The organism is Campylobacter concisus (assembly GCF_902460715.1).
GTDB lineage: Bacteria > Campylobacterota > Campylobacteria > Campylobacterales > Campylobacteraceae > Campylobacter_A > Campylobacter_A concisus_AK.
On the sequence record NZ_CABPUX010000001.1, the window covers coordinates 165,778 to 191,247 of the forward strand.

Annotated in this window: 22 protein-coding genes and 1 pseudogene; 9 read left to right on the forward strand and 14 right to left on the reverse strand. The window is 39.8% G+C overall.

What is annotated here, in order from left to right:
• Positions 1-292 precede the first annotated feature (292 nt).
• Positions 293-505 (forward strand): annotated as a pseudogene (locus F3G91_RS00770) (thiamine phosphate synthase); the annotation flags it as partial.
• A 656-nt stretch (positions 506-1,161) separates the two neighbouring features.
• Here the strand turns inward: F3G91_RS00770 and mog are convergent.
• The 10 genes from mog to F3G91_RS00820 form a co-directional block, all read right to left on the reverse strand.
• Positions 1,162-1,701, reverse strand: a complete 540-nt coding sequence (gene mog, locus F3G91_RS00775) for a molybdopterin adenylyltransferase (RefSeq protein ID WP_009293784.1) — start codon at positions 1,699-1,701, stop codon at positions 1,162-1,164.
• A 13-nt stretch (positions 1,702-1,714) separates the two neighbouring features.
• Positions 1,715-3,367 (reverse strand): ATP-dependent metallopeptidase FtsH/Yme1/Tma family protein, encoded by a 1,653-nt coding sequence (locus F3G91_RS00780; RefSeq protein WP_149700396.1) that lies wholly within the window; start codon positions 3,365-3,367, stop codon positions 1,715-1,717.
• Positions 3,354-4,592 carry a tRNA (N(6)-L-threonylcarbamoyladenosine(37)-C(2))-methylthiotransferase MtaB gene (gene mtaB / locus F3G91_RS00785; protein WP_149700397.1) on the reverse strand — a complete coding sequence of 413 codons (1,239 nt, stop codon included), beginning with the start codon at positions 4,590-4,592 and terminating at the stop codon, positions 3,354-3,356. Before mtaB ends, F3G91_RS00780 begins: the two co-directional genes overlap by 14 nt.
• Entirely contained in the window at positions 4,592-6,181 is a 1,590-nt protein-coding gene (locus tag F3G91_RS00790; protein ID WP_103608192.1) for a mechanosensitive ion channel domain-containing protein, read from the reverse strand. The genes mtaB and F3G91_RS00790 overlap by 1 nt, the downstream gene beginning before the upstream one ends.
• A complete protein-coding gene (gene aroB / locus F3G91_RS00795) occupies positions 6,178-7,215 on the reverse strand; it encodes a 3-dehydroquinate synthase (RefSeq protein ID WP_149700398.1) in 1,038 nt (345 codons plus the stop codon). Before aroB ends, F3G91_RS00790 begins: the two co-directional genes overlap by 4 nt.
• A gap of 3 nt (positions 7,216-7,218) precedes the next feature.
• Positions 7,219-8,637: a COG3400 family protein gene (locus F3G91_RS00800; protein WP_149700399.1), complete on the reverse strand. Its 1,419-nt coding sequence runs from the start codon at positions 8,635-8,637 to the stop codon at positions 7,219-7,221.
• A gap of 103 nt (positions 8,638-8,740) precedes the next feature.
• On the reverse strand, positions 8,741-9,301 hold the full coding sequence (locus F3G91_RS00805) for an ABC-type transport auxiliary lipoprotein family protein (RefSeq protein ID WP_107969682.1): 561 nt from the start codon (positions 9,299-9,301) through the stop codon (positions 8,741-8,743).
• Positions 9,298-10,230: an MlaD family protein gene (locus F3G91_RS00810; RefSeq protein WP_149700400.1), complete on the reverse strand. Its 933-nt coding sequence runs from the start codon at positions 10,228-10,230 to the stop codon at positions 9,298-9,300. Before F3G91_RS00810 ends, F3G91_RS00805 begins: the two co-directional genes overlap by 4 nt.
• On the reverse strand, positions 10,231-10,971 hold the full coding sequence (locus F3G91_RS00815) for an ABC transporter ATP-binding protein (RefSeq protein WP_009293777.1): 741 nt from the start codon (positions 10,969-10,971) through the stop codon (positions 10,231-10,233).
• Complete coding sequence (locus F3G91_RS00820) at positions 10,968-12,074, reverse strand: MlaE family ABC transporter permease (RefSeq protein WP_012001686.1); 1,107 nt, start codon at positions 12,072-12,074, stop codon at positions 10,968-10,970. The genes F3G91_RS00815 and F3G91_RS00820 overlap by 4 nt, the downstream gene beginning before the upstream one ends.
• 79 nt (positions 12,075-12,153) lie before the next feature.
• Between F3G91_RS00820 and tgt the strand changes: the two genes are divergently transcribed.
• Positions 12,154-13,284: a tRNA guanosine(34) transglycosylase Tgt gene (gene tgt, locus F3G91_RS00825; protein WP_149700401.1), complete on the forward strand. Its 1,131-nt coding sequence runs from the start codon at positions 12,154-12,156 to the stop codon at positions 13,282-13,284.
• Positions 13,274-13,972 carry a CorA family divalent cation transporter gene (locus F3G91_RS00830; protein WP_149700402.1) on the forward strand — a complete coding sequence of 233 codons (699 nt, stop codon included), beginning with the start codon at positions 13,274-13,276 and terminating at the stop codon, positions 13,970-13,972. Before tgt ends, F3G91_RS00830 begins: the two co-directional genes overlap by 11 nt.
• A gap of 52 nt (positions 13,973-14,024) precedes the next feature.
• On the opposite strand, the gene F3G91_RS00835 is transcribed toward F3G91_RS00830, so the two are convergent.
• The gene (locus F3G91_RS00835; protein WP_149700403.1) at positions 14,025-16,598 is read right to left on the reverse strand and encodes an ATP-dependent Clp protease ATP-binding subunit; all 2,574 of its coding nucleotides are present in this window, start codon (positions 16,596-16,598) and stop codon (positions 14,025-14,027) included.
• 252 nt (positions 16,599-16,850) lie between these two features.
• Here F3G91_RS00835 and F3G91_RS00840 point away from each other — a divergent pair, with 252 nt between their 5' ends.
• From F3G91_RS00840 to F3G91_RS00865, 6 genes are read left to right on the forward strand one after another with little or no spacing between them, the layout of a single operon-like run.
• Positions 16,851-18,125 carry a S41 family peptidase gene (locus tag F3G91_RS00840; protein WP_223227825.1) on the forward strand — a complete coding sequence of 425 codons (1,275 nt, stop codon included), beginning with the start codon at positions 16,851-16,853 and terminating at the stop codon, positions 18,123-18,125.
• Positions 18,126-18,141: 16 nt separating this feature from the next.
• Positions 18,142-18,852, forward strand: coding sequence for a phosphoribosylaminoimidazolesuccinocarboxamide synthase (gene purC / locus F3G91_RS00845; RefSeq protein ID WP_009293856.1), 711 nt, complete (start codon positions 18,142-18,144; stop codon positions 18,850-18,852).
• 8 nt (positions 18,853-18,860) lie between these two features.
• Complete coding sequence (purS, locus tag F3G91_RS00850) at positions 18,861-19,097, forward strand: phosphoribosylformylglycinamidine synthase subunit PurS (protein WP_009293857.1); 237 nt, start codon at positions 18,861-18,863, stop codon at positions 19,095-19,097.
• On the forward strand, positions 19,094-19,759 hold the full coding sequence (gene purQ / locus F3G91_RS00855; RefSeq protein WP_087582173.1) for a phosphoribosylformylglycinamidine synthase I: 666 nt from the start codon (positions 19,094-19,096) through the stop codon (positions 19,757-19,759). The genes purS and purQ overlap by 4 nt, the downstream gene beginning before the upstream one ends.
• Positions 19,753-21,060, forward strand: coding sequence for an SH3 domain-containing protein (locus F3G91_RS00860; protein ID WP_103596686.1), 1,308 nt, complete (start codon positions 19,753-19,755; stop codon positions 21,058-21,060). The genes purQ and F3G91_RS00860 overlap by 7 nt, the downstream gene beginning before the upstream one ends.
• The gene (locus F3G91_RS00865) at positions 21,047-21,715 is read left to right on the forward strand and encodes a lysophospholipid acyltransferase family protein (protein WP_107936809.1); all 669 of its coding nucleotides are present in this window, start codon (positions 21,047-21,049) and stop codon (positions 21,713-21,715) included. The genes F3G91_RS00860 and F3G91_RS00865 overlap by 14 nt, the downstream gene beginning before the upstream one ends.
• A 474-nt stretch (positions 21,716-22,189) precedes the next feature.
• On the opposite strand, the gene lpxD is transcribed toward F3G91_RS00865, so the two are convergent.
• The 3 genes from lpxD to F3G91_RS00880 are packed head-to-tail and all read right to left on the reverse strand — an operon-like array spanning position 22,190 to position 25,301.
• On the reverse strand, positions 22,190-23,143 hold the full coding sequence (gene lpxD, locus F3G91_RS00870; protein ID WP_149700405.1) for a UDP-3-O-(3-hydroxymyristoyl)glucosamine N-acyltransferase: 954 nt from the start codon (positions 23,141-23,143) through the stop codon (positions 22,190-22,192).
• A complete protein-coding gene (ilvN, locus tag F3G91_RS00875) occupies positions 23,143-23,604 on the reverse strand; it encodes an acetolactate synthase small subunit (RefSeq protein ID WP_223227826.1) in 462 nt (153 codons plus the stop codon). Before ilvN ends, lpxD begins: the two co-directional genes overlap by 1 nt.
• 2 nt (positions 23,605-23,606) lie before the next feature.
• Positions 23,607-25,301: an acetolactate synthase large subunit gene (locus tag F3G91_RS00880; RefSeq protein WP_223227827.1), complete on the reverse strand. Its 1,695-nt coding sequence runs from the start codon at positions 25,299-25,301 to the stop codon at positions 23,607-23,609.
• Positions 25,302-25,470: the final 169 nt, after the last annotated feature.

The following is a 25,470-nucleotide window of genomic DNA, read 5'->3' on the forward strand; positions in this document are numbered from 1 at the left end:
TTTTTAGTTCGTTTATAAAATTTAGCCCTTTTGGCTCAAAAGCTGCCTTGCAAGAGGTGGCAAATTTTTAAATTTTTATAACTTTTTTACTTCATCTATTAGCTATCTTTTTATACTTGAAGCTTTATTTTTAGCTACAAATTTGACATCGGCAACAATTTAAAAACTAGTCAAAAAAGATGCACACGAAAGCAAAAATCAAATTTGTAGCTAAAAATAAAGCTTCAAGTATAAAAAGATAGCTAATAGATGAAGTAAAAAAGTTATAAAAATTTAAAAATTTGCCACCTCTTGCAAGGCAGCTTTTGAGCCAAAAGGGCTAAATTTTATAAACGAACTAAAAAGCCTTGATAAAGAAATTTACGCACTTGGCGGACTGTGCAGTGAGAACTACAAAGAGGCCATAAAAGCAGGCGCAAGTGGCATTTGCTTTATGAATCTTGCAATGAGTGGCGATATAGAGCTTATAAAAAAGATAGCAGAGAGCAAAAACGAGCAAATTTAGACTTATTTGCATAAAATTTTACATATTATTTTATGTAGAATGGCAAAAATTTAAGTTAAAATTGACTAGCCATGTTTGTCTTTTTAATTTTTATGCTATGCGAATTGTCATAAGCGATGCAAAAATTATTGGTTAGCAACTCTAGCTTTTCTCATATCTTTTGTATAAATTTAGAGTTTTATCAAATTTAAAATTTACTCTGAAATTTTATAGCTTTTGCCACAAAAACCTGCCCTATTTTGTCAAATTTATCATTACACAAATAGTAAATTTCAGATACAGACTTTGTTATTGGTGTGGTAGTCCATTTTGTTAAAAAGGGTTGCATAAATTTAGCAACAATAAAAACATGATTTAATATTTGCTCTATATTTTGCATTTTTTACTATTTTGTCAAACTTAGTATTGCTCAAAGCAAAATAGCAAATTTCAGATACAGATTTTGTTATTAGCGCAGTGATCTCCTTTTTGTTAAAAAGGATTGCAAAATTTAGCTGTTGCTACTTAGTGTGCCAGCCAACTAATCATCGGCTACTACAAAAATACTAAATTTTATTAATTATCACCAAATTTGAATATATAAATTTAAAATAGCCTAAATTTAGCTGCCACAAAAAGATAGCTAGCTTAAATTTAGGCTCTATTGTGGATTAATTTTAAGAAATTTTCTTTTGTTTTGGGCGGAAAACTTTCATCACGTTTTCATCAGTCTCGATAAACGCACCCTCGATTAGATCGATGCAGTATGGCACCGCTGGAAATACCGGCTCTAAGCACTCTTTTATCGCCTTTGGCTGACCTGGTAAATTTATGATGAGCGCATGGCCTCTTATGCCTGCTGTTTGGCGTGATAGGATCGCTGTTGGAACATATTTTAAGCTCGCAGCTCTCATTAGCTCGCCAAAGCCTGGCATCATCTTCTCGCAAACCGCCTCAGTAGCCTCTGGAGTGACGTCTCTTACTGCTGGTCCTGTGCCTCCAGTCGTTAGCACAAGGTCGCATCCTAGCACGTCTATCATGTGCACGAGCCTCTCTTTTATGAGATCAAGCTCATCAGGGATCACCTCGTAAAAATACTCTCTTTCGCTTACTATCCAGCCGTCAAGCACCTCTTTGATCGCTGGTCCTGATTTGTCCTCGTATGTGCCCTCGCTTGCGCGATCTGACATAGTTAGAATTCCTATTTTTGCTTTCATTTTTTCTCCTTTATTAGTAGTTTTCATTTAAAATTTTAGCAAGCGTCTCTTTATCTACGCTCTCGTAAGCAAGCAGATATGAGCTTATCCTTGCGATCTGCTCGTTCGTGCCCTTTAAAAATGAGATTATCTCATCTTTTGCTTGTTTTAAAATTTCTTCCACATCGTTTGGATTTGGCACGAAAGAATTTCCCATGCCATACTCATAAACCATCTTTGAGGCGATCTCTTTTGCTAAATTTAGATCGTTGCTTGAGTTTGAAAAGATGTCGTTCTCATCTATCTCGAGCTTGCACATGCCAGAGATTAAAACCTTTATGCGTGAGAGCATCTGTGACTTTGACTCGATCTCTTGCTCAGTTGCCATAAAGCGGTCTTCTATGAGCGAAATTTTTTCAAATTTCACATCAAACCAGTAAGCACTTAGCGCCTTTGCGCCTTGATAGATGGCTTGAATTTTCTTCTCGCTCTCGCTGTAGCTTAGCACCTTTTTCTTGCCGAGCAAGACCTTGTTTAAAACAGCCTCAAAGTCTCTCATCCTAAGCACGCTTTCGCCGTTTCTTAGAGCATTTATCGCTGCTTCATTTACAAGCGTGCTAAGTGCCGCACCAGAAAAGCCAACGCTCATCCTAGCGATATCCTCGGCTGACACTTCACAGTTTTTATCTCTTAGATATGTATTTAGGATAGCCACCCTGTCGTTAAAATCAGGCATTGATAAAAATATACGCCTATCAAAGCGGCCTGATCTAAGTAGCGCCTCGTCGATCATCTCGATCCTGTTTGTTGCAGCTATGACAATGACACCTGAGTTATCCTCAAAGCCGTCCATCTCGGTTAGCAGCTGATTTAGCGTGGCTTCTCGCTCGTCGTTTCTAGTGCCACCCCTACTCTTACCAACAGCGTCTATCTCGTCGATAAAGATGATTGAAGGTGCGTAGGATTTGGCTCTACTAAAGAGCTCTCTAACTCTTTTTGCGCCCATGCCGACGTAAATTTGCACAAAGCTTGCGCCATTTTGGTAAAAAAACGGCACATTTGCCTCGCCAGCGACCGCCTTTGCCACAAGCGTCTTACCAACTCCTGGAGGGCCTATCATCAGCACGCCTTTTGGCATTTTGATACCAAAATTTTTATATTTTTGCGGATTTTTAAGAAAATCAACTATCTCACTAAGCTCGCTTTTGACCTCGCTAATGCCCGCTACATCGCTAAATCTCACGTTTGAAATGACTGGCATCGCATTTTGATTTAGCACGCTTTCTATCTCAAAAGCGCCGTCCTTTTTGTTTAAAAGACTCTCCTCTTTCTTCTTAATAGCCCGAAAAATATAGGAGTACCAAAGCACAAGACAAACAAAGATGATGCTTCCCCAGACCATGCCAGGCGTGATATACTGCACGCTTCGTTCGACTGGGACCTTTTTGATAAGCTCTTTTATGTCTATGCCCTCTTTTATGATGGCAAAGCGGTTATTTTGCGCATAGAGTATGACTTCATCTTCGTCGATGACCGCTTTATCGATGAAATTTCCATCCATTAGTTGCATATATTGCGAGTAGGTGATGTTTCGTGGCTCTTTGCTAACAGCAAAAAGTAGTGCTATTATCAGAGCCATAGCGGCTATTATCAGGATATTTTTCTTATTAAATTTAAATTTTTGCATAATTGGCATCTGGCTTAATTTCATATTCGCTTACCTCCAACCACTCTTTTGTTATGTCTTTTTGACTAGAAATTTTAGCTTTGTTGTAAAACTGATCAAAGCCCTCGTAAAAGTCGCCATTTTTTTGCTCGACTAAAATTTTTAAAGCTCCGTTATGATTTTTTCTAAAATTTTCATTGTTTTTAAAAGCAATGCCTTGTAAAACTTTTAGCCTTGCCTTTGCCACATCACCACTAACGTCGCTTTTTAGTGTCGCTGAGTGCGTATCACGCCTAGTTGAATAGACAAAAGCGTGCAGATGTGTGATAGGAAATTTCTTGAAATTTTCTACCGCTTCTGCCCAAATTTCTTCACTCTCACCTGGATGACCCACGATATAGTCAGTCCCCAAAGCAAAGCCAAGTGAGCTTAGCTCATTAAAAAGCTCTAAGTCGCTAAATGCGTTGTTTCGCCTGCGCATAATCTTTAGCATCGCCTCGCTCGTGTGCTGAAGTGCGATGTGAAGATGGCGCTCCAGCCACTCCTCTTTTAAAATTTCTCTAAAGCTCTCATCTATCTGGCTTGGCTCGATACTGCCAAGTCTTATGCGTCTGATGCCTGAAATTTTGCCTAAATTTGCTAGCAATTTGCCAAGAGAGCTATTTGTATCTTTGCCGTAGCTGCCTATGTTTGTGCCAGTTAAGACGAGCTCATTATAGCCATTTTGAGCTAAAATTCTAGCTTCTTTTAAGATCATCGCCTCGTCCATGCTCCTAGCTCTGCCACGCACTGAAGGGATGATGCAGTAGCTGCAGTTAAAGTTGCAACCTTCTTGAATTTTTATAAAAGCCTTTGTGTGATTTTCGTAGTTTGTGACGATGTTTTTATCGACTGAGTTTAAATTTCCAAGCTCAAAAAATGGCTTCTCTTGTTTTAAAAGCTCGTTTAGATCACTCTTTTTACTAGCTCCTAGCACACCAAAAATGCCGCTTGCAAACAGCTCCTTACCCTTGCTAACTGCGCCACATCCTGTTAGTATCACCTTTGCGCCACGTCTTTTTACGCCGTTTATATAGTTTCTAACTCCGCTATCAGCCGAGTTTGTAACGGTGCATGAATTTATCACGACGATATCAGCACCCTCTTCGTCGTTTGTGATCTCATAGTCTTTTATGTAGCTCTTTAAAAGCTCGGTGTCATAGATGTTTGTGCGGCATCCAAATGTCTTAAAAAATATCTTTTGCATTAGATATTTTCGCCCTCTTGCTCAGCGTGAGCTACGTGATCACTTGGCGTTTCTTTTTTGCCTATAAACATAGTTTGTGTTGGGTAAGCTATCTTTATATCGTCGTGAGCCAAAAATGCCTCTATGATCTCAGCGCTTATCGTGCTTCTAAGAGCGAGCGTGGCGTATGAGTTTGACATAAACCAGCATGAGATATTTATGCCGTAAGGCTCAAAAAATGTATAAATTCTTGGCTCTACGTTTGGATTTTTGATGCTGTACTGGCTTCTTAGCTTGTTCATCTGACGTTTTGCGATGTCAGTGTAGCCTTTTGAATATTTTTTTACTATATTTTTTGCTAGATAGGCGGCCTTTTTGTGATTACTATCAAAGCTTATCACGACATCTATGCCGTCCCAAACGGTCTTCATGCCGTAGTGTGAGTAGTTTGCGATGAGGTCTGTAAAGATGTAGTTATTTGGCACAAAGATGATCCTACCTGCACGGCGGTTTGTCTTATAGGTCGAGTAGCTAACATCTTCAAAAACGGTTAAGCGAAGCAGCGAAATGTCTATCACATCGCCCACAAATTCGCTCCCGTCGTGATAGACTCTGACGCGGTCGCCCACGTGGATCGTGCCACCAAACATGATAACCATCCAGCCAAGCATACTCATAAACATATCTTTCATCGCGATGGCGATACCAGCTGAGGCAAAACCTAGCACGGTTACTAGATATGTGACGTTTTCGATGTACGAAAAGAGCAGGATTATGATGATAACGGTGATGTTTAGCACGTTTAAGAATTTATTGACCGTGTAAAATCTCTCGTTATCCGTGATCGTTCTTTTAACGATAAATTTAGCGATAAACGTTAGTCCGATCGTTAAAAGGATGACGATGGCTGTGTAGCCCATGCTTAAAAACTGAGCCTTTATGTCAGAGGTTGTCATATTTACCGCTTCATCTGCCCTTTTTTCATAGACGCTATAAGTGGTATCAGCGATCTGTTTTGCCGCTTTGAAGTCGCCTATCTCTTGCTTTGCAAGGTTTAGACTTGCTCTATTTTGCTCGCTATCATCTATCAAATTTAGTCTATTTAGCAAATTCTCTTTTGCTTCAAGCTTCTCAAGCAAGGTGTCAAGCTCTTTGATGTGTCTTTGGTACTCGATCTTGTCGCTTCTTATCTTTTTGATGTATGAAAAGCCAGATACCAGCGCCACTGGGCTATTTATCCTAGGTGGTGTCTCCATTTCTGGGGCTGCTAGCATATTTGAAAATGGCGTTTTCTCATACTCTTTTAGCAAATTTATCTGCTCTTTTAGAGTTTGACTTCTCTTTATGAGATCGCCACCTCTTTTTGAGCCTTTATCGAGCTTTTTAAGCTCATTTTCATTTTGCTCTAGCTCATCAAGAAGCTTTTGATAGGTGTTGTAGTTAGCGTATCTCGTGATCCAGATGTTGTTTTTTAGGGAGTTATCTAGGTTTGAAATTTCTTTTATAAGCTCGCTATTTTGTAAATTTTGTGAGACATTTTGCTCAAGTGTGGCGTTTTCTTCAGCGTAAAGTGCAAAGCAAAAAACTAAAAAAACTAGGATCTTTTTCATTTAAATTCTCTCAAAGTTTCTAAAACGTCCTCTTTTTTGACGTCATTTTTGATGAACGCACTACCGATTTTATCTGCGATGATGAAATTTATCTTATCACCTTTTGTCTTTTTATCCATAAAAAACGCCTCGTAAAATGCATATTCATTTTCTATTTTATAGCTTACGGGCAGATCAAATTTCACTAATACCTGCTTGATCTCCTCTGCCTGCGCCTCGCTCATTAGACCAAGCCTAACGCTTAGGCGATTTGCCATATTCATACCTATCGCCACCGCTTCGCCGTGTAAAAATTCTTTGTAGTTTGTCTCGTTTTCTATGACGTGAGCAAAGGTGTGGCCGTAGTTTAGGATGGCTCTTAGCCCCTTTTCTTTCTCATCTTGCTCAACCACTCTAGTCTTTAAATTTATAGACTTTTCAACTAGCTTTGCTAAATTTTCATCGTCTAAATTTACGCTCTTTAGCCAGTTAAACATCTCTTTATCAAATGTCACAGCCATCTTTAAAGCCTCAGCCACACCAGCTGCAAATTCTCTCTTTGGCAATGTTTTTAAGAAATTTATTTCGCAAAAAACTGCCTTTGGCTGATAAAATGAACCGATTAAATTTTTACCAAATTTGTTATTTACCCCTGTTTTTCCGCCAACACTAGCATCAACTTGCGCTAAAAGCGTGGTTGGGATATTAATAAAGTTTATCCCTCTTTCATATATGCTTGCCACAAAGCCAGTCATATCGCTGATAACGCCACCGCCAAGAGCTATGAGTGTAGATGAGCGGTCAAATTTACTAACAAAAAGCTGCTCTAAAATTTGCTCTATCGTTGTTAAATTTTTATACTCCTCGCCATCTGGCACGCTTATGATAAATTTCTCATCGCACTTTAAAACGCTAAGTAGCTTTTCAAGGTGAAGCCCCGCTACTTTGGCATTTGTGACGATGCCGACCTTGCCCTTTAGCTCTAATCTCTCAAGCTCGTTTATATAAATTTTATAGCTTGAGCCCTTTTCCTTAAGGTTTAAATTTATCTGCATTTTCTACTCACTTACTGGCACAAAAAGCTGTGCGTTTTGGCTTAGTTTTTTATAAAGTCTATTTAAATTTGTCGATAAAAAGGCAAAGACGCTACCATTTGCCACGTTTTTAGTAAACATCACAAAATGAAGCAGATCATTTGTGCCCTTTAGCTTTACAAGCGGGTTTTTCAGGCTGTGATGTTCTATCTTTATGCGCTTTGAAAAGAGCGTGCTAATGCTCTCAAAGTGCTCTTTTAGCGCCTCATCGTCGCTATGCTTGTTATCAAAATAGTAAAATCTCATCTCCAAATCAAGCTGCGCGCAGCAGTCTGTAATGACGGCTGATTGATTTTCGACCTCTTGGCTTTGATCGCCAAGTATCACGCCCTCTTTTATATTTGAGAGCAAAATTTTGCCCGTTTTTAGTACTGGGATTTTAAGCTCATAAAATAGCTTTTGAAATTTAAAAAAGTATCTATCATCGCTTATGATTAGTCCGATGTCGTGCTTTAAAACGTCATCTTTTATCGATTTATTATCGCTATTAAAATAATCCATCAAAACAAGGATATTTTTCTCTTTTATCGCCTTTAGCGTCTCTAAATTTTCGCCTAAAGTTGGGTTTATCACCCTAAAGATAAGGCGTTTGTTATTTAGCTTTGAATGCACATATAGACTATCTTTTATGAGCTTGCTAACTCGCTCTTTGCTCATTGATCTCATGTCGATTAGCGTGTAGATGTTGCTGCCAAATGGACTTGGAAACTGCCCACTTTCTCGTTTTATCGAGCGATAAACGTTTTGAAGCACGTTTGGATCGCCAACGATTAGCAAGATATCGCTTGGCTGGATCATTGTATTTGGCTTTGGCAAGATGATCTCAGCGCCCCTGTAAATGAGCGCTATCCGCCATCTTTTTTGAGCGATCGAGCTTACATGACGATACATATATGAGCTGCCAATAGGCACCTTAACCTCCATGATCTCGCCCTCACTAAAGCCGATATTATCAGCATACACAGGCATGTCTGGCAGATAGTCCATGAGCCTAGAAGCTGCGATATCTCTTATATCAACCACGCTTAGATGCTTATCGCTTGCAAAAGTCTCCTTGCACTTTTCATCAAGCTCCCACGAGTTCATAAAAATGGTCTCAGTCTTTGTGCTGATCTGTCTTAAATTTTCATAAACAGCAACCGCTTCATTTTTGTTCTCACTCACAATACAAAACTGGCTAAAATAGCCATCACTTATGCTCTTTAGCTTTGAAAGGCTAGTTGGATCAAACTGATAAAATGTGAAGTTTTCGTAATTTGCCTTTTGGCTGTGATCTTCATTTGAAACAACGATGTAGTGGTGTAAATTTGACTTTGCTCCAAGAAGTCTATCTAAAAAATTTCTTGCAAAAGCTCCACCAGCGATTATTAAAATTTTCTTCATTAATTCTCCGTATTTTAAAGCCGCATTATAACAAAAGGTCTTTAAAATAAGCTATTTTTGGCTGTAAATTTAAGCTTTCACAGCCAAAAAATTTAAGAAAATTTTAGTAGATTATTTCAGAGATTAAAGTATCGATAGCTGAGTTTGCAGCCTTGTTTATCGTCTCAAAAATGGTGCTTGAGCTTGGATCTGGGCAGAAAATTTCTTTTGTGATCATGCCTGATTTTAGCGAGGTGTTTGCGTTAAATAGCTCATACGCTAGCGAAACTTCGGCCTTGTCGCCTCTTATTTGAAGTGAAATGATGCTAACTTTTAGCCTAAGATCCTTTGCATTTGGCGAAAATATCGGCTTTGCAGCGCAGTTTGAGTAAAGCCCTTTTACAAGCGACTTATAGATCATCTCGCTTGGCTCAGAGACAAATTTAGCGTCTGTCAAATACCTTATCTTATTGTTTTCAGCGACGATTAAAATTTTTCTGGTATCGACCATATCAAGGGCGCTTACGTTTTCTATGAAGACATTTTTTAGCTCTTTTTGCTTGTTTTCAGCCGAGCACTCTTTGTTTGAGTAGTGAATTTCATACATAGTTGCCATTGGCACGTCGGTCTTTAGCGAGCAGCCAAAAAATAAAAATGTAGCCGCTAGAAAGATTAAATTTCTCATTTTTTATCTCCTTTGTCATTTGGCACTGGATTTGTGAAGAAAAACTCGTAAGGATTGTCCTCAAGTCTTTGAAGCGCGCCTCTAAACTCACGTAGCGTCTTGTCAAATCCATTTAAAAAATCGCTAGCCTCTCTAAGCAGCGGTGAGACGGTGTTTCTAAGGTCATACTCGCCGTTTTTTACCTTTTGAGTGACGATATCTTGAAGCGAGCTATATCCAGTGACAGCCAAATTTGCTGATTTAAAGACTGAATTTGCGCTTGCGATTAGAGTGTTTAAATTTTTAGCAAGCTCTTTTGTGTCGGTTTTGTTTAAACTATCGGTGAAATTTTTTACATTTTTAACGATGCTATCAACCTCGCTTAGACCATTTTCATCGGTTAAAACCTGTGTAAATTTATCGATATTTCTTAGGATTGACTCGATGTGAGAGATATTTTCAGCCGAGAAAAAGCCATCAACCTTATCAAGGGTTTGATTTATCTTTAAAGTGATGTTTTCAGCGTTGTTTCCAAGCTTTGAAAGAAGGCTCTCTTCAAGCTTTAAGATAGGCTTATCGCCTGGTTTAAAATCCTTCGTGCCTCGGCTTATATTGATACTAGCCACGCCACTAATAGCCTGAACTTCGATGCTTGCCACGCTATCAGCCTTGATAGGCAGGTCCTCTCTTATCTTCATTGTGATGTTTATAAGAGCGTTTTTATCATCGACAAAATTTATATCACTAACGCTTCCTGCTGGCACACCGATAAATTTAACCGTAGAATCCACCTTTAATCCGCTTGGCAGCTCGCTTGTGTGGATGTAATACTCCTTAAAATCAACTTTCGTATTATTTTTGCTAGTCATCCACCAGATAAATATAGCAAACGCTGTAAGGCAGGCTATGAAAAACATGCCAACAATGGTATAAGAATTTCTATTTTCCATCTACTTTTTCCTCATTTTAAATAGCTCTTCAAGTGGGTTATTTTCAAGATGTTCAAGCTCTTTTATATCTCCCTCAAAGGCTATTTTTTTATTATCTATTATCAAAAATCTATCCAAAATATCAAAAATACTATCCGCATCATGCGTCACCATGACGACAGTTACGCCGATGCTATCACGAAGCTCTTTTATGAGCGCATCCATCTGGCGTGAGCTAACAGGATCAAGGCCACTGTTTGGCTCATCTAAAAATAGCACCCTTGGACTTAGCACCAAGGCTCTTGCAAGCGCAGCACGCTTTTTCATACCGCCACTTAGCTCGCTTGGATAGAGCATTGAAACCTCTTTTTTAAGCCCCACCTTTTGTATCCAAAACATCGCTATCTCATCGATCTGACGCTTATTAAATTTAGAGTACTCATGGAGCAAAACACCCACGTTATCAAGTATCGTCATCGAGCTATAAAGCGCTCCAAACTGAAACATCGTCCCACTTTTTAGCTTTATCTCTTGTTGTTCTTGTTGGCTACTTTTCCACATATTGACGCCATCAAAAAATATATCGCCCTTGCTTGGCTTTTTTAGATATATCATCGTCTTCATAAGCGTCGTTTTACCAGCGCCACTGCCGCCCAAAAAGCCATAAATTTCAGCCTCTTTGACGCTCCAACTCACATTATCGTGCATTATCTTGTCACCATAACTTGTCGTTATGTTTTTTCCAACTATTATCTCGTTCATATCTTTAGCCACATAAAAATTATCGCAAAAAATGCATCAAGCGCGATAACCCAAAATATCGCATTTACAACGCTAACGGTTGTCATCGCTCCAAGACTTTGGGCGTTTTGACTAACGCCAAATCCCCTCATGCACCCAATGATCGCTATCACCGCGCCAAAAAACGGAGCCTTTATCATACCAACAGCAAAGTGCCTAAGCTCGACCATCTCGCGAAATCTATTGAGATAGTCGCTAAAGCTGATATCAAGTATCGTTTGGCAAATGATCATCTGCCCTAAGATGCTTATGCTATCAGCTATAAAGATGATGACAGGCACGCAAAGCACCATGGCGATGATGCGCGGCAGCACCAAGAAGTTAAATGGTTCAAAACCCATCGTCTTCATCGCGTCTATCTCCTCAGTTAGCTTCATAGCGCCTATTTGCGCGGTAAAACTGGAGGCCGACCTGCCCGCCACGACGATAGCAGCGATGAGCGGAGCCACCTCTCTAAGCGTTAGCATGCCCATGATCTCAACTATAAATATACTTGCCCCAAAGCTTGCAAGCATCGCACTGCCAAGATAAGCAAGCACAACGCCTATCAAAAAAGCGGTGAGCGATACGATGAAAACGGCATTTACGCCACCATCTTTTATATAGTTGCTAAATTCTCTAAACCTTAAATTTGCAGGATTAAATAAAATCCTTACGCTCTTTATCAAAAACTCGCCCAAAAACGAGCCAAACTCAAGCAAATTTACAAATCCCTCGCAAATTTTCTCCCCCAATCGTGAGAAAAAATTTAGGCTATTGTGAGGCGGCATATATTTAAAATCGATCTTCTCGTCATTTAAAAGATCGCTCATCGCCTTTATCTTCTCATCATTTGTGATGATCTCAAATTTCTTGCCATTTAGCGTGTTTTTTAAAAGGATCAAAACAGCATAATCAATGCTCTTTAGCTCGCTAAAGTCAAATTTAACATTGCCTTTAAGCTTTTGGATTTTTTTAAAAATGCTTTGTAAATTTTTTGCGTCTTTATAGCTAAACTCGCCTGCAAATTTTATGGTCGCAGTGCCGTTTGCTTCGGTAAAAACGATATCATTTCTCTTTTGCAAAAAGTTCCTTTGCCTTAAAATTTCTGGATTATATTATAATTTTTGTTAAAATAAAAAATCAAGAATTTTAAGGACTTAGATGAAATTTGAAGTTATAAAAAAAGATGGCAATGCAAGGCGAGGCGTCCTAGCAACCGCTCACAGCGTGATACAAACGCCAGTTTTCATGCCAGTTGGCACGGTTGGCGCAGTTAAAAGCCTAGATGCCTTTGATATGAGTGAAATTTTAGACGCAAAGATAATTTTAGCAAACACCTACCACATGTATCTGCGCCCTGGCAGCAAGGTCGTGCGTGAGTTTGGTGGACTTCACGGCTTTTCTAAATTTGATCGCTCGTTTTTAACTGATAGCGGCGGATTTCAGGCATTTTCGCTTAGGTCAAACACCAAAAACGACGATGGCGGGATAAAATTTAAGAGCCACATCGACGGCAGCACGCACTACTTCACGCCAAGATCCGTCCTTGACACGCAGTATGAGCTAGGCAGCGACATCATGATGATACTTGATGATCTAGTCGCCTTGCCTGCTGAGCCAAAAAGGATAGATCTAAGCATAAAGCGAACGATAAAATGGGCAAAAGAGGCGATTGATTATCACAAATTTATGCAAAGCAAGGGCATTGGGCTAAACCAAAATATCTTTGGTATCGTTCAAGGCGGCACCGACTATGAGGCACGTAAATTTTGTGCGCAGGCACTAAACGAGATGCCATTTGACGGCCTTGCGATAGGAGGTCTTAGTGTTGGCGAGAGCAACGAGGCGATGTATGACACGGTTGAGGCGGTTATGCCATTTATGGATGAGCTTAGACCGCGCTATCTAATGGGCGTTGGCACGCCTGAAGATCTTGTAGAAAACGTCGAGCGAGGCGTCGATATGTTTGACTGCGTTATGCCAACAAGAAACGCAAGAAACGGCACGCTTTTTACTAGCTTTGGCAAGATAAATATCAAATCAGCCAAATTTATAAACGACCACGCGCCGATAGATCCAGCCTGCCAGTGCTACACCTGCAAGCGCTACTCAAGAGGCTATCTAAACCACCTTTTTAAGGCTAGAGAGCTAACGTTTTTTAGACTAGCAAGCCTTCACAACCTGCACTACTATCTAAATTTGATGAAAGAGATGAGAGAGGCGATAGAGATCGGCGAATTTGCTAAATTTAAGCGAAATTTCTACGCAAAAAGGAGCGCAGATGAGCTATAAAAACGTAGTTTGTGGATATTTTTATGGAGATGCATTTGACTACATCACGCTCATCTCATCATCACAAAAGCAAGTTTTTAAATTTTTATTCAAAGATGGCAAAATTTACAAAGAAGATCTTGAGCATGAATGTGACAAAAGCGCGTTTGAAGCAGCTCTTAAGGGACTTTGCAATGAATTTGCAAATAAAATTTTAGAGCACCAAGACGAGCTAAATGAGTATGAGAAAATTTATGCAAGTCAGAAAAATTTTGACAAATTTATAAAAAGACACCACTTTTTAAAGTATGAGATCAGAAAATTTCAAAATAGCATTTCGCACTTTTACGAAGCTCTTGCAATATGTCAAAGTGAGCAGCAAGGGCTAAAAAAAGAGCTTAAAAACAGCATCCACGAAGCAAGCGTCTTTAAAACAATAGCCAACGAATATGCCTGCAGGGTCGAAGACATCTATACATTTATACAAAGCGCTAAAAACGACAAGATAAATAAAAATATCTACCTCTTGACGCTCATTTCGGCTCTATTTTTGCCGCTAAATTTCATCACTGGCTTTTTTGGGATGAATACAAATGGTATGTTTTTAAGCTCATTTAAAGATGGCACATTGATAGTCTTTGCCTTTGTAGCGATGCTTTGTGTGCTATTTTTTATATTTTATTACAGATCAAATAAGGATATTAGTTAAATTTATGCGAGGCTTGGCAAGTCAAATTTCGACCTGCCAAGTAAATTTGAAGTTATTTTTTCTTAATGATGATCTTCTCGCCGTCGCTATCAATGGTGATCTCATCGCCACTTTCAAGCTCATCTTTCAAAATCATATCAGCGATCTTATCTTCAACTAGCTCATAAAGCGCTCTTCTAAGAGGTCTTGCGCCATAAACTATGTCAAAGCCAGCTTTTGCGATAAATTTCTTAGCCTCTTCGCTTAAAACTGCCTTGATACCGCGGTTATGAAGAGTTTTTTCAAGCTCTTTAAACATGATCTCAACGATAGATATTAAGCCTTGCTCGTTTAGAGGATTAAAGATGATAGTATCATCAAGCCTATTTAAAAACTCAGGTTTAAAGTAGTTTTTAAGCTCGTTTTTAACAGCCACGTCACGGTCTTCACCCTTTAGCTCCATTATGAAATTTGAAGCGATGTTTGAAGTTAAAATGATGATCGTGTTTTTAAAATCAACCGTTACGCCTTTATTATCAGTCGCGCGTCCATCATCTAAAATGCCCAAAAGTATGTTAAATACATCCTTGTGAGCCTTTTCAACCTCGTCAAAAAGTATGACTGAGTAAGGTCTTCTGCGAACTGCCTCTGTTAGCTGTCCGCCCTCATCGTAACCTACATATCCTGGAGGCGCACCAAGAAGCCTGCTCACGCTATGTTTTTCCATATATTCGCTCATATCAAAGCGGATAAGCGCCTTCTCATCGTCAAATAAGAACTTAGCCAAAGCCTTAGCAGACTGAGTTTTACCAACGCCTGTTGGTCCAAGGAATAAAAATGAACCAATCGGCCTTTGACCCTCATTTAGCCCTGCTTTGTTTCTCTTAACAGCACGTGCAAGTGCGTGTAGTGCGTCATCTTGACCGACAACGCTCTCTCTTAGATGCTCTTCGATGCGCAGATATTTCTCTTTTTCGCTTGTTAGCATCTTTTTAACTGAAATTCCAGTCCATTTGCTCAAAATTTCAGCTACAAGCTCTTCATCGACTTGATTTTTAAGAAGCACGCCCTCTTTTTTCATGTGCTCCCATTTTTCTTCAAGCTCGTGTTTGTGCTTTTTAGCGTCCGCTATCTTGCCGTACTCTATCTCGGCAGCCTTTTGAAGATCACCATTTCTTTTTGCTATCTCGGCTTGTGATTTTAAGCTATCGATCTCTTTTGTTGCTTTTGAAATTCCGCCGAAAACTGCCTTTTCGTTTTCAAATTTAGTATCAAGTGCTAGCTTTTTCTCATTTAGATCAGCTATCTCTTTTTCGATCTCGCCAAGTCTTTCTTTGTTTTTATCAGCATCCTCCATCTTTAGAGCTTCTTTTTCTACTTGAAGCGTTACGATCTCGCGTTTTATCTTTGAAAGTTCGTATGGCTCGCTCTCTATTTGCATCTTAAGCTCAGCTGCTGCCTCGTCTATAAGGTCTATCGCCTTATCTGGCAAGAAGCGGTTTGCGATGTAGCGGTCGCTTAGCCTTGCAGCGGCAACTAGCGCGCTATCTGTTATCGTGATGCCGTGGTGAACTTCAAGACGCTCTTTTATACCACGTAAAATTTGCAATGCCTCATTTACGCTTGGCTCTTTGACGTCTATTGGTTGAAAACGTCTTTGAAGCGCTGCGTCTTTTTCAAAGTATTTTCTATACTCTTTTAATGTTGTCGCACCAACAGCGTGAAGCTCGCCACGCGCAAGAGCTGGTTTTAGGATATTTGCAGCGTCCATTCCACCCTCGCTAGCACCTGCTCCAACTATGGTGTGAATTTCATCTATAAAAAGTATGATGTTGCCAGCTTTTTTGACCTCGTCGATGACAGCTTTTAGCCTATCTTCAAACTCGCCTCTATACTTTGCTCCAGCTACAACTGCGCTCATATCAAGTGCGATAACACGCTTGTTTGCAAGGCTTGTTGGCACATCGCGAGCCACTATCTTTTGAGCTAGCCCCTCAACGATAGCTGTTTTACCAACACCTGGCTCACCAAGCAAGATAGGGTTATTTTTGCTCTTTCTTATTAAAATTTGCATCATCCTAGTGATCTCTTCATCACGGCCGATGACTGGATCAAGCTCTTTATTTAGCGCTTTTTGCGTTAGATCGATACCAAATTTCTCTAAACTATCAAGGGTATCATCGCCGGTTTGGCTATCTATCTTTTTACCACCTCTTATGCTCTCAAGGTTCTTTTTGATCTCTAAGATATCGCAAAATTTGCTCAAAATTTGTTTGATCTCACTAAGCTCAAGAGCCGAGATGATCCATGTATCAACAGCTATGTAGCTATCGCCCATACTTACCATTAAAGCTTTTGCATTTTCAAGCGAATTTATAAGCTCTCTTGAAACTGAAACGTTATCTTTTGTGACGTTTGAGCTGCTTGGGAGTGACGAGATCTTGCTTTTTATCTCAAGCTCGACTGTGTCTTTGCTTATGTTCATCTTATTAAATACTTGATTTAAAATAGAATTGCTATCAGCAAGCAAAGCCCAAAAGACGTGAAGTGGCACAACTTGTGGATTTTTAGAAAAGATCGCTAAGCTAACGCCTTTTTCAAGTGTCTCTTGCATCTGCGCTGTTAAATTTTCTGTTATGTCAGCCATTAAAGCTCCTTAAGTTATTTTATAATGGCGGCATTATATAACTTTAGTCTTATATTGTCAAGTATTTTTATAGCCTTTGTCACTCTTTTTATATAATTGCTAAAATTTGCTGTTATAAATTTGTGTTAAAAATAGACAAAAGTTAAAAATATAAGGTTAAATTTATGCTTTTTTTAGCCAAATGTTAATAAAATTAAGCCAAAAAATATAGGAGATATTTTGAATAAATTTACTAGATCTTTTGCGCTAAAAATAACAGGCGCCCTACTCATCTCAAGCGTAGCAGTAAATGCACTTTTTGCTAAAACTGAAGATGAGGCGAGTGCAAAACTTGAAGCACTTTCAAAACTTACAAAAACCATCTCAACTGTTGAAAAATACTACGTTGATGACATTAAATTTAAAGAGATAATCGACAAAGCCATCGCTGGTTTGATGCAAAATTTGGATGCTCACTCGAGCTTTTTAAATGAAAAAGCATATAAAGATATGCAGGTGCAAACAAGCGGCGAATTTGGCGGGCTTGGCATAACAGTTGGCATGAAAGATAGCGCACTAACCGTTATCTCGCCTATCGAGGACACTCCAGCTGATAAAGCAGGCATAAAAGCTGGCGATATCATTTTAAGGATCGATGGCAACTCAACTATCGGCACAACGATAGATGAGGCTGTAAATAAGATGCGCGGCAAGCCAAAAACTCCGATAACAATTACGATTTTGCGAAAAGGCGAGCAAAAACCATTTGACGTAAAGATCATAAGAGATCTTATAAAGGTTGAGTCTGTCTATGCAAAAATGATAGAAAATGAAAACATCCTTTATATACGCGTCACAAATTTTGACAAAAACGTCGTCACAAAGGTAAAAGATGCGATCAAAGAGCATCCTAAAGCAAATGGCATCATACTTGATCTTAGAAACAACCCTGGCGGTCTTTTAAATCAAGCTGTTGATCTAGTGGATCTTTTCGTAGATAACGGCGTCATCGTCTCTCAAAAAGGTCGTGATGCATCTGAAAATGTAGAGTATAAAGCAAGCGCTAGCAAAACCTTATCAAAACTCCCACTAGTTGTCCTTGTAAATGGCGGAAGTGCAAGCGCTAGCGAGATCGTAAGCGGTTCATTACAAGATCATAAGCGTGCGGTGATAATCGGCGAAAATACATTTGGTAAAGGTAGCGTTCAGGTGATCCTGCCAATAGACGATACAGAAGCGCTAAGGCTAACCATCGCAAGATACTACTTGCCAAGTGGCAGAACTATCCAAGCTGTTGGCGTAACACCAGATGTAGTCGTGCATCCTGGCAAAGTGCCACAAAGTGATGATAGCGCATTTAGCATCAAAGAGAGCGAACTAAAAGCACACCTAAAGAGCGAGCTAAACAAGATAAATCCAACAAGTGAGGGCAATAAAACTGAAGCAAAAGATGATAAAATTATCATCACACAGAAAAAAGTCGATGAGGATATTCAGTTAAAAACAGCGATTGATACGATCAAAATTTTAAAGATAAAACAACAATAATCTAAAGGAGAACAACATGCAAAAAAGAGAGCTTATCTACGAGGGAAAAGGCAAGAAAATGTACGCCACAGACGATCCAAATCTACTTGTGGCTGAATTTAAAGACGATCTAACAGCATTTGATGCTCAAAAAAGAGGCAACGAAGCTGGCAAAGGCGCGCTAAATAACAAAATCTCTACTCAGCTTTTTAAACTGCTAGAGAGCAAAGGTATCGTCACTGACCTTGTTGAGACAATAAGCGACACTGAGCAAGTGGTCAAAAAATGCGAGATCATACCTCTTGAAGTTGTTGTGAGAAATATCGCGACTGGCTCACTTAGCAAAAGACTTGGCATAAAAGAAGGCACGGTTTTACCTTTTACACTTGTTGAGTTCTACTATAAAAACGACGATTTACACGATCCTTTGGTGACTGACGAGCACTGCATCATCATGGGTCTAGTAAAGAGCGAAAAAGATCTACAAACACTAAGACACACAGCAAGAGAGATCAACTCTATATTATTTAAATTCTTTGCAGAGAGAAATTTAAAACTAGTTGATTTCAAAGTCGAATTTGGTATCGACAAAGATGGCAACATCATCTTAGCTGACGAGATAAGCCCTGATAGCTGCAGATTTTGGGATGCGACAACAAACGAAAAACTTGACAAAGATAGATTTAGACAAGACCTTGGTAGCGTAAAAGTAGCTTACGAAGAAGTTTTAAGAAGAATTCTTTCTTAAGGACAAAGATGAAAGCTGTTGTAAATATAGCATTAAGAAGCGGGGTCCTTGACCCTGCTGGTAAGGCAGTGGAGCATGCGCTAAATTCACTTGGGTTTAGCGGCGTTTCAAATGTCAGGATAGGCAAACAAATCGTTTTAGATATCGACGAGAGCGATAAGAATAAAGCAAAAGAGCAGCTAAAAGTGATGTGTGAAGAGCTTCTAGCAAACACTGTCATCGAAGACTACGAGATCGTGCTATGAAAGTAGCCATCATACTTTTTCCTGGCACAAACTGCGAAGAAGACACAGCTCACGCCTTTAAACTACTTGGCTGCCAAACGCAGATCATCTGGCACAAAGAAGATAAGATCGATGCTGATCTAGTCGTTTTGCCTGGTGGTTTTAGCTATGGCGACTACCTAAGAACGGCTGCGATAGCTAAATTTAGCCCAGCTATGCAGGCTGTAAAAGAGCATGCAAAAAAAGGTGGCTACATATTGGGAATTTGCAATGGCTTTCAGATGCTTCTAGAGCTTGGACTTTTAAAAGGTGCGATGAGAAGAAATGAAAATTTAAATTTCGTCTCAAAATACCACCACCTAAAAGTGATCTCAAATAACAATAAATTCCTAGCAAATTTAGCCAAAGACGAAGTAGTAAATATCCCTATCGCTCACGGCGAGGGCAACTACTACACCGACGAAGATACGCTAAAAAGTCTATATGATAATGAGCAAGTCCTGCTAAAATACTGTGACATCAATGGCAATGAGATAAATCCAAATGGCTCAGTTGATAGCATAGCTGGGATTTGCGATGAGAGTAAGAGGATCTTTGGTCTTATGCCTCACCCAGAGCGTGCTTGCGAGAAAATTTTAGGCACAGATGATGGCATGAAGATGTTAAAAGGGCTAGTTTGGTAAAACGAACACTTTTTATCGCCCTACTCGCGCTAAATTTATTTGCCGCAAACACTGATGAAGTCAGCGTTTTTGACATGATGGATGAGGCAAGAGAGGATAAATTTGTAAATAGCCCAAGTTCAAAGCCGCAAACAAAGACTCCAAGCGAAGAAGATATATCAAGAAAGCTCGTCTCTCCACGCTCTATCGCCCCACAGCCAGAGCGTATCACTCCAGAACAGATGCGAAATATCGTACCGACAAACGAACCAGACATCAGCGTCCCTGATAATCAAGTTTATGACAAGATAAAAATAAAAGACCTCCTTTTAAAAGCGACAAATATCCCTAAAAATGTCGTCGTAGGAGAAATTTTTAGCGTTGAGATCGTAGCTGATACGCAAAGTGACCTTGAGTTTGAGTTTGAGACACAGCTTGATGAGACAAATATCAAATGGCTAAATAAGAAGAATTTTCAATGGGTAAAAGGCGAAGAAAACAAATATATCGGCACTTTCTACCTTGAAGCAACGAGCATTGATGCAAAGACTTTACGAGTTAGTTTGGATCTAAAAAGAAATGGCGAGAACTATCAAAACTCAAACATAAACATCTTTTTACCAAAGCTAAAAGAGCTTAGAAGTGACGAGAACTACAACCACATCGTCGCTGACAACCTTGAGGTGAAGAAATTTAAAACGACTAAATTTGATGATATAAACAACATCATGGTCGTTGAAATTTACGGCAACAATGTCGATCTAAGCGCATTTAATATCGAAAATAAAACGATCCTAAAGCAAGGCGTAGATACGATAAATGGCGACTTTAACTCGCAAAGCGCATATTATTTTGCGGTATTTAAGCCAAACAAAAAGACGCTTGACTTTAACTACTACAATCTAAAAAAAGCTAAATTTGAGAGCTTTTCACTGCCTGTTAGCGTCGAAGAGGACGAGGTTAGCACGCAAATCGGTCTAAATCCAAAACAAAGCGAATTTAGCACTTACAAAGATATCACGATCTACTCTTTGGTCGCTATCTTTATCTTGCTTGCGATATGGCGAAGAAAGCTAAGCTACTTCTTTGTGGCAGCTGTTTTTATCGCACTTGGGATTTACACTTACAATCCTTTTGGTAAAGCAGTGCTTAAGCCAGATGTGAGCGTCACTATCTTGCCAACTAAAAATTCAACCGTTTTTTATACATCTCGTAAAAACGAAAATGTTGAAATTTTAGACACAAAAGATGACTACTCAAAAATTTTATTTAGCGACGGCAAAATCGGCTGGGTAAGAAAGGGTGATCTTGTCAAAAATTAGAGCTTTTTTCTTTTCTATTGAATTTGTGATAAGCGTCGTTATTGTCGTATTTTTTATGTGGCTCTTTAACTCTAAAAATAGAGCCATAAGAAAATTTTGGGGCAGATCGCAGAGATTTTTTGGCGGATATAAGCTAGAAGTTATCGGTAAATTTAGCGACGAAGCAAATATCTTGCTGATAAATCACCAAAGCATGCTTGACATCATCGTGCTTGAAGAGATCCATCCTAAAAATATATGCTGGATCGCAAAGGCGCAGATAGGCAAGATCCCTATCATCGGTAAAATTTTGAGCCTTCCAAAGATGATAGCAGTCGAGCGAGAAAATAAGCACTCTCTAATAAAGCTTTTAAGCGAAGCAAAAGACAGAGTAGAAAATGGCCGTGTTTTAGCGATATTTCCAGAGGGCACAAGGTCTCAAACTAAAGAGCTCTTGCCATTTAAAGGTGGTGCAAAGCTGCTAGTTGAAAAGCTAAATTTAAAGGTTCAGCCTATCGTAATCGTCGGAAGCGATGCGATGAAAGTGAAAGAATTTAGCTTTAAAAAAGCTGACATCAAGCTCTTTTGTCTTGATCTAGTCGATACCTCGAAAGAAAACTGGCTAGAGGCAACTAGAGAGAGCATGCAAAAAGTCCTAGACGAAAATAGAAAATAAATTTAGCTTTGTAAATTTCTTTTGTAAAATTCACATTTTAAGTAGCCACCATAAAGAGTTAAAATTAATAAGTGATAAAACAAGTGTTGGTGTGATATTACCTTATAAATTTAGGCAAATCATATTAGTAAAAAGAATTTTATCCACCAGCGTTTTGCTAATATCTTTTAGAAGTTTTTATATATCAAAGTACGTATCCAAATTTGCTTTTTACCGCCACGAGCAAACAACCTGCAGTAGAAGGACTGCTCTCTACATCAAAAAATGGCTACATCTTATAACACTTTGCTAATATTAGTTCAGCCGTTTTATTATGAGCGTTAAATTTTATTTAAGTCTAATGCCTAAACTAGATCTCTTTGCTGGCTATTTTTGTTAGCCATAAATGTTAGTTTGTGATCGCGGTGAAATAAAACAATAGAAAATTTAAATTATAGAAGTACGACAACTATTTGGCGGAGAGCTCCGCCAAATTTAGTTTTTCTTAAAAAATCTCAATATCTTTGCTTGTAGTTTAAACTGCTCTGAAAGCTCCATTATTGGATAAGCTCCAGCGTATTTTTTGCCGCCAAGTAGGTCTTTGCTAACGCCGCCGCGTGCAGCGATCTGCGCAAAGTCGCCCACTTTTACGTGTCCAGCTGAGCCGCTTTGTCCGCCCATGACGACGTTTCTGCCCAGTACTGTTGAGCCAGCAAGTCCAGTTTGTGAGACGATGAGGCAGCCATTTCCAAGCTCGCAGTTGTGGCCTATTTGAACAAGATTGTCTATCTTTGTGTAGTTTGCGATCATAGTGCTTTCAAAGACGCCGCGATCTATCGTCGTGCAAGCGCCGATCTCGACAAAATCGCCCAAAACAACATTGCCATTGTGATAAATTTTCACATGCTCACCAGTTTTTGTATGCGCATAGCCAAAGCCGTCGCTGCCTATAACGCAGTTTGCTAGCAGGTGACACTCATTGCCGATGACACAGTCATTATAGATGACGACGTTTGGGTGGATGATGCAGTTTTTACCGATAGTTACGTTATCGCCCAAAAACGCCCCAGCCATCACTATCGTGTTTTCGCCCACGCTCACGTTTGAGCCGATATAGACATTTGGCATTATAGTGGCGCTCTGGGCGATGTTTGATGGTTTTGGCTCGCAAAAAAGCGGCTTAGCGTAAATTTTACTAAGGATGGCAAATGCAAGGTGCGGGTTGTCGCACACAAGCGCTACCATACCAGCTGGCACTAAGTCCAAAAGCGATTTTGTCACCAAGATAGCTCCAGCGTTTGAGGTGCTTATAAATTTAGCATTTTTCTCTCCGTCGCAATATGTTAGCTCAGCTTTATTTGCATTTTTTAAAGAATTTAGAGCAAAAATTTCAAGATCTTCTCCGCTAAAAGTAGCATCTACTTTTAAGGCTATTTCGCTTAGTTTCATCATATATCCATTATCACAGATCCGCCGCGCACGACATCAACTGGGTTAAATTTCTTTATCGATTTTAAAAAGCTCTCTACTCTGCTCGCATCGTCAGCCACCATGACGACGATATAGTTTTCGTTTGTGTTTGTGACGATGCCATTGTATGTCTTTAGTATCGCCTCAAGGCCAGCGAAATTTTCACTAAGCGGGATTTTCACAAGTGCCATCTCTTTTTCGACAAATTCGCCACTTTCTATAACCTTATATGTTGGGATGAGCTTGTGAAGCTGTTTTACGATCTGCTCTAAAACCCTCTCATCGCCGCTTGTGACGATACTTAGCCTCGAGAAGTTGCTCTCAGGTATCGGAGCGACTGTGAGCGTGTCGATGTTGTAGCCCCTGCCCGCAAAAAGTCCAGAAATCCTAGCCAAAACGCCATGTTCATTTAAAACTATAACCGAAATCGTTCTTCTGATACTCATTTTTCTTCCTTGCTCTTTAATATCATATTATAAATCGCAGCCCCAGCTGGAACCATAGGAAGCACGTCCTCAAAGCGGTCGATCCTCACGTCGATAAGTGCTGATTTTTTACTCTTGATCGCCTCTTTTAACGCCTTTTTAAACTCATCTTTGCTCTTGCAAACAAAGCCAACGCCGCCAAATCCCTCAGCGATCTTTACAAAATCAGGCTGCAAGCTAAGATCAGTCGATGAGTAGCGCTTTTCATAGAAAAATGTCTGCCACTGGCGCACCATGCCTAAGAAGTTGTTGTTTAAGATGATGTTTATGACAGGGACATTTGTCTCATAAGCAGTCATTAGCTCTTGGATATTCATAAGTATCGAGCCGTCGCCTGTGAAATTTACAACCAAATGTTCAGGTTTCGCGCACTTTGCGCCGATCGCTGCAGGGAGGCCATATCCCATCGTGCCAAGGCCGCCACTTGTGACAAGCTGCCTTGGGCGGTTAAATGGATAAAACTGCGCCACCCACATCTGGTGCTGACCAACGTCAGTTGCGATGATAGCCTCAGGGCCAACTATCTTTGCGGTCTCTTCAACTACCCATTGAGGCTTTAAGACCTTGTCGCTATCTGTGTAGCCAAGTGGATTTAGCTTTTGATATCTATCTAAAATTTCTCTCCAAGGCGCATAGTTTTTAGGCTCACCTTTTACCTCTTCATAAAGCTCGCTTAGCACGTTTGTAAGGTCGCCAACTATCGGATAGTGAGCGTTTATGATCTTTGAGATAGAGCTTGGATCGATGTCGATGTGGATGATCTTTGCGTGTTTGGCAAACTCGTCCGTTCTGCCAGTGACCCTGTCGCAAAATCTAGCGCCAAGCGAGATAAGAAGGTCGCACTCGCTAAGAGCCATATTTGAAGCGTAGCTGCCGTGCATGCCTGCCATGCCTAAATTTAGCTCATCTTTTGCATCAAGCACGCCAAGAGCCATAAGCGTCTCAACCGCTGGGATGCCTGTTTTTTTCATAAATTTACGTATGATCTCGCTTGCATTTGATGCAACCGCACCGCCACCGATGTAAAGAAGTGGTCTTTTTGCTTCATTTATCGCAGCTGCTGCTTTTTTTATCTGCTTAGAGTTGCCTTTATAGGTTGGCTTGTAGCTTGGGATAGAAATTTCTTTTGGATAGACAAAGTCACCAAGCCTTGAAGTGACGTTTTTTGGGATATCGATATGAACTGGTCCTGGGCGGCCTGATCTTGCGATGTAAAACGCCTCTTTTATGATGCGAGGTAGCTCCTCGACGCTATTAACCAAGAAGTTATGCTTGACACAGGGGCGTGAAATGCCGACTGCATCGATCTCTTGAAAGGCATCTGTGCCGATCATAAAGGTTGGTACTTGACCACTTATAAGCACAACTGGGATGCTGTCGCTGTAAGCTGTGGCAAGGCCCGTAACTGCGTTTGTAAAGCCAGGGCCGCTTGTCACAAAAGCCACGCCAACTTTGCCACTAACCCTAGCGTATCCGTCCGCTGCGTGAACGGCTGCTTGCTCGTGGCGAACCAAGACGTGCTTAAAATAAGTTTGTTTATATGTCTCGTCGTAGATATTTAAAGCTGCACCGCCGGGATAGCCAAAAACTATCTCAACGCCCTCTTCGTGCAAGGCTTCGCTTATCATCTGTGAACCAGAAATTTGTTTTATCATCACTTTAGCCTTTTGATAAATTTATCGCAAATTATATCCCAAAGCATTTTAAATCCATTTTAACTTTTTAGCGAAATTTGGGCGTTATCTTAAATTTTTTGAAAAATTTTTGAGTTAAAAAAGCAAAAAATACAAAATATTTTACATATATTTATGCATATTATTT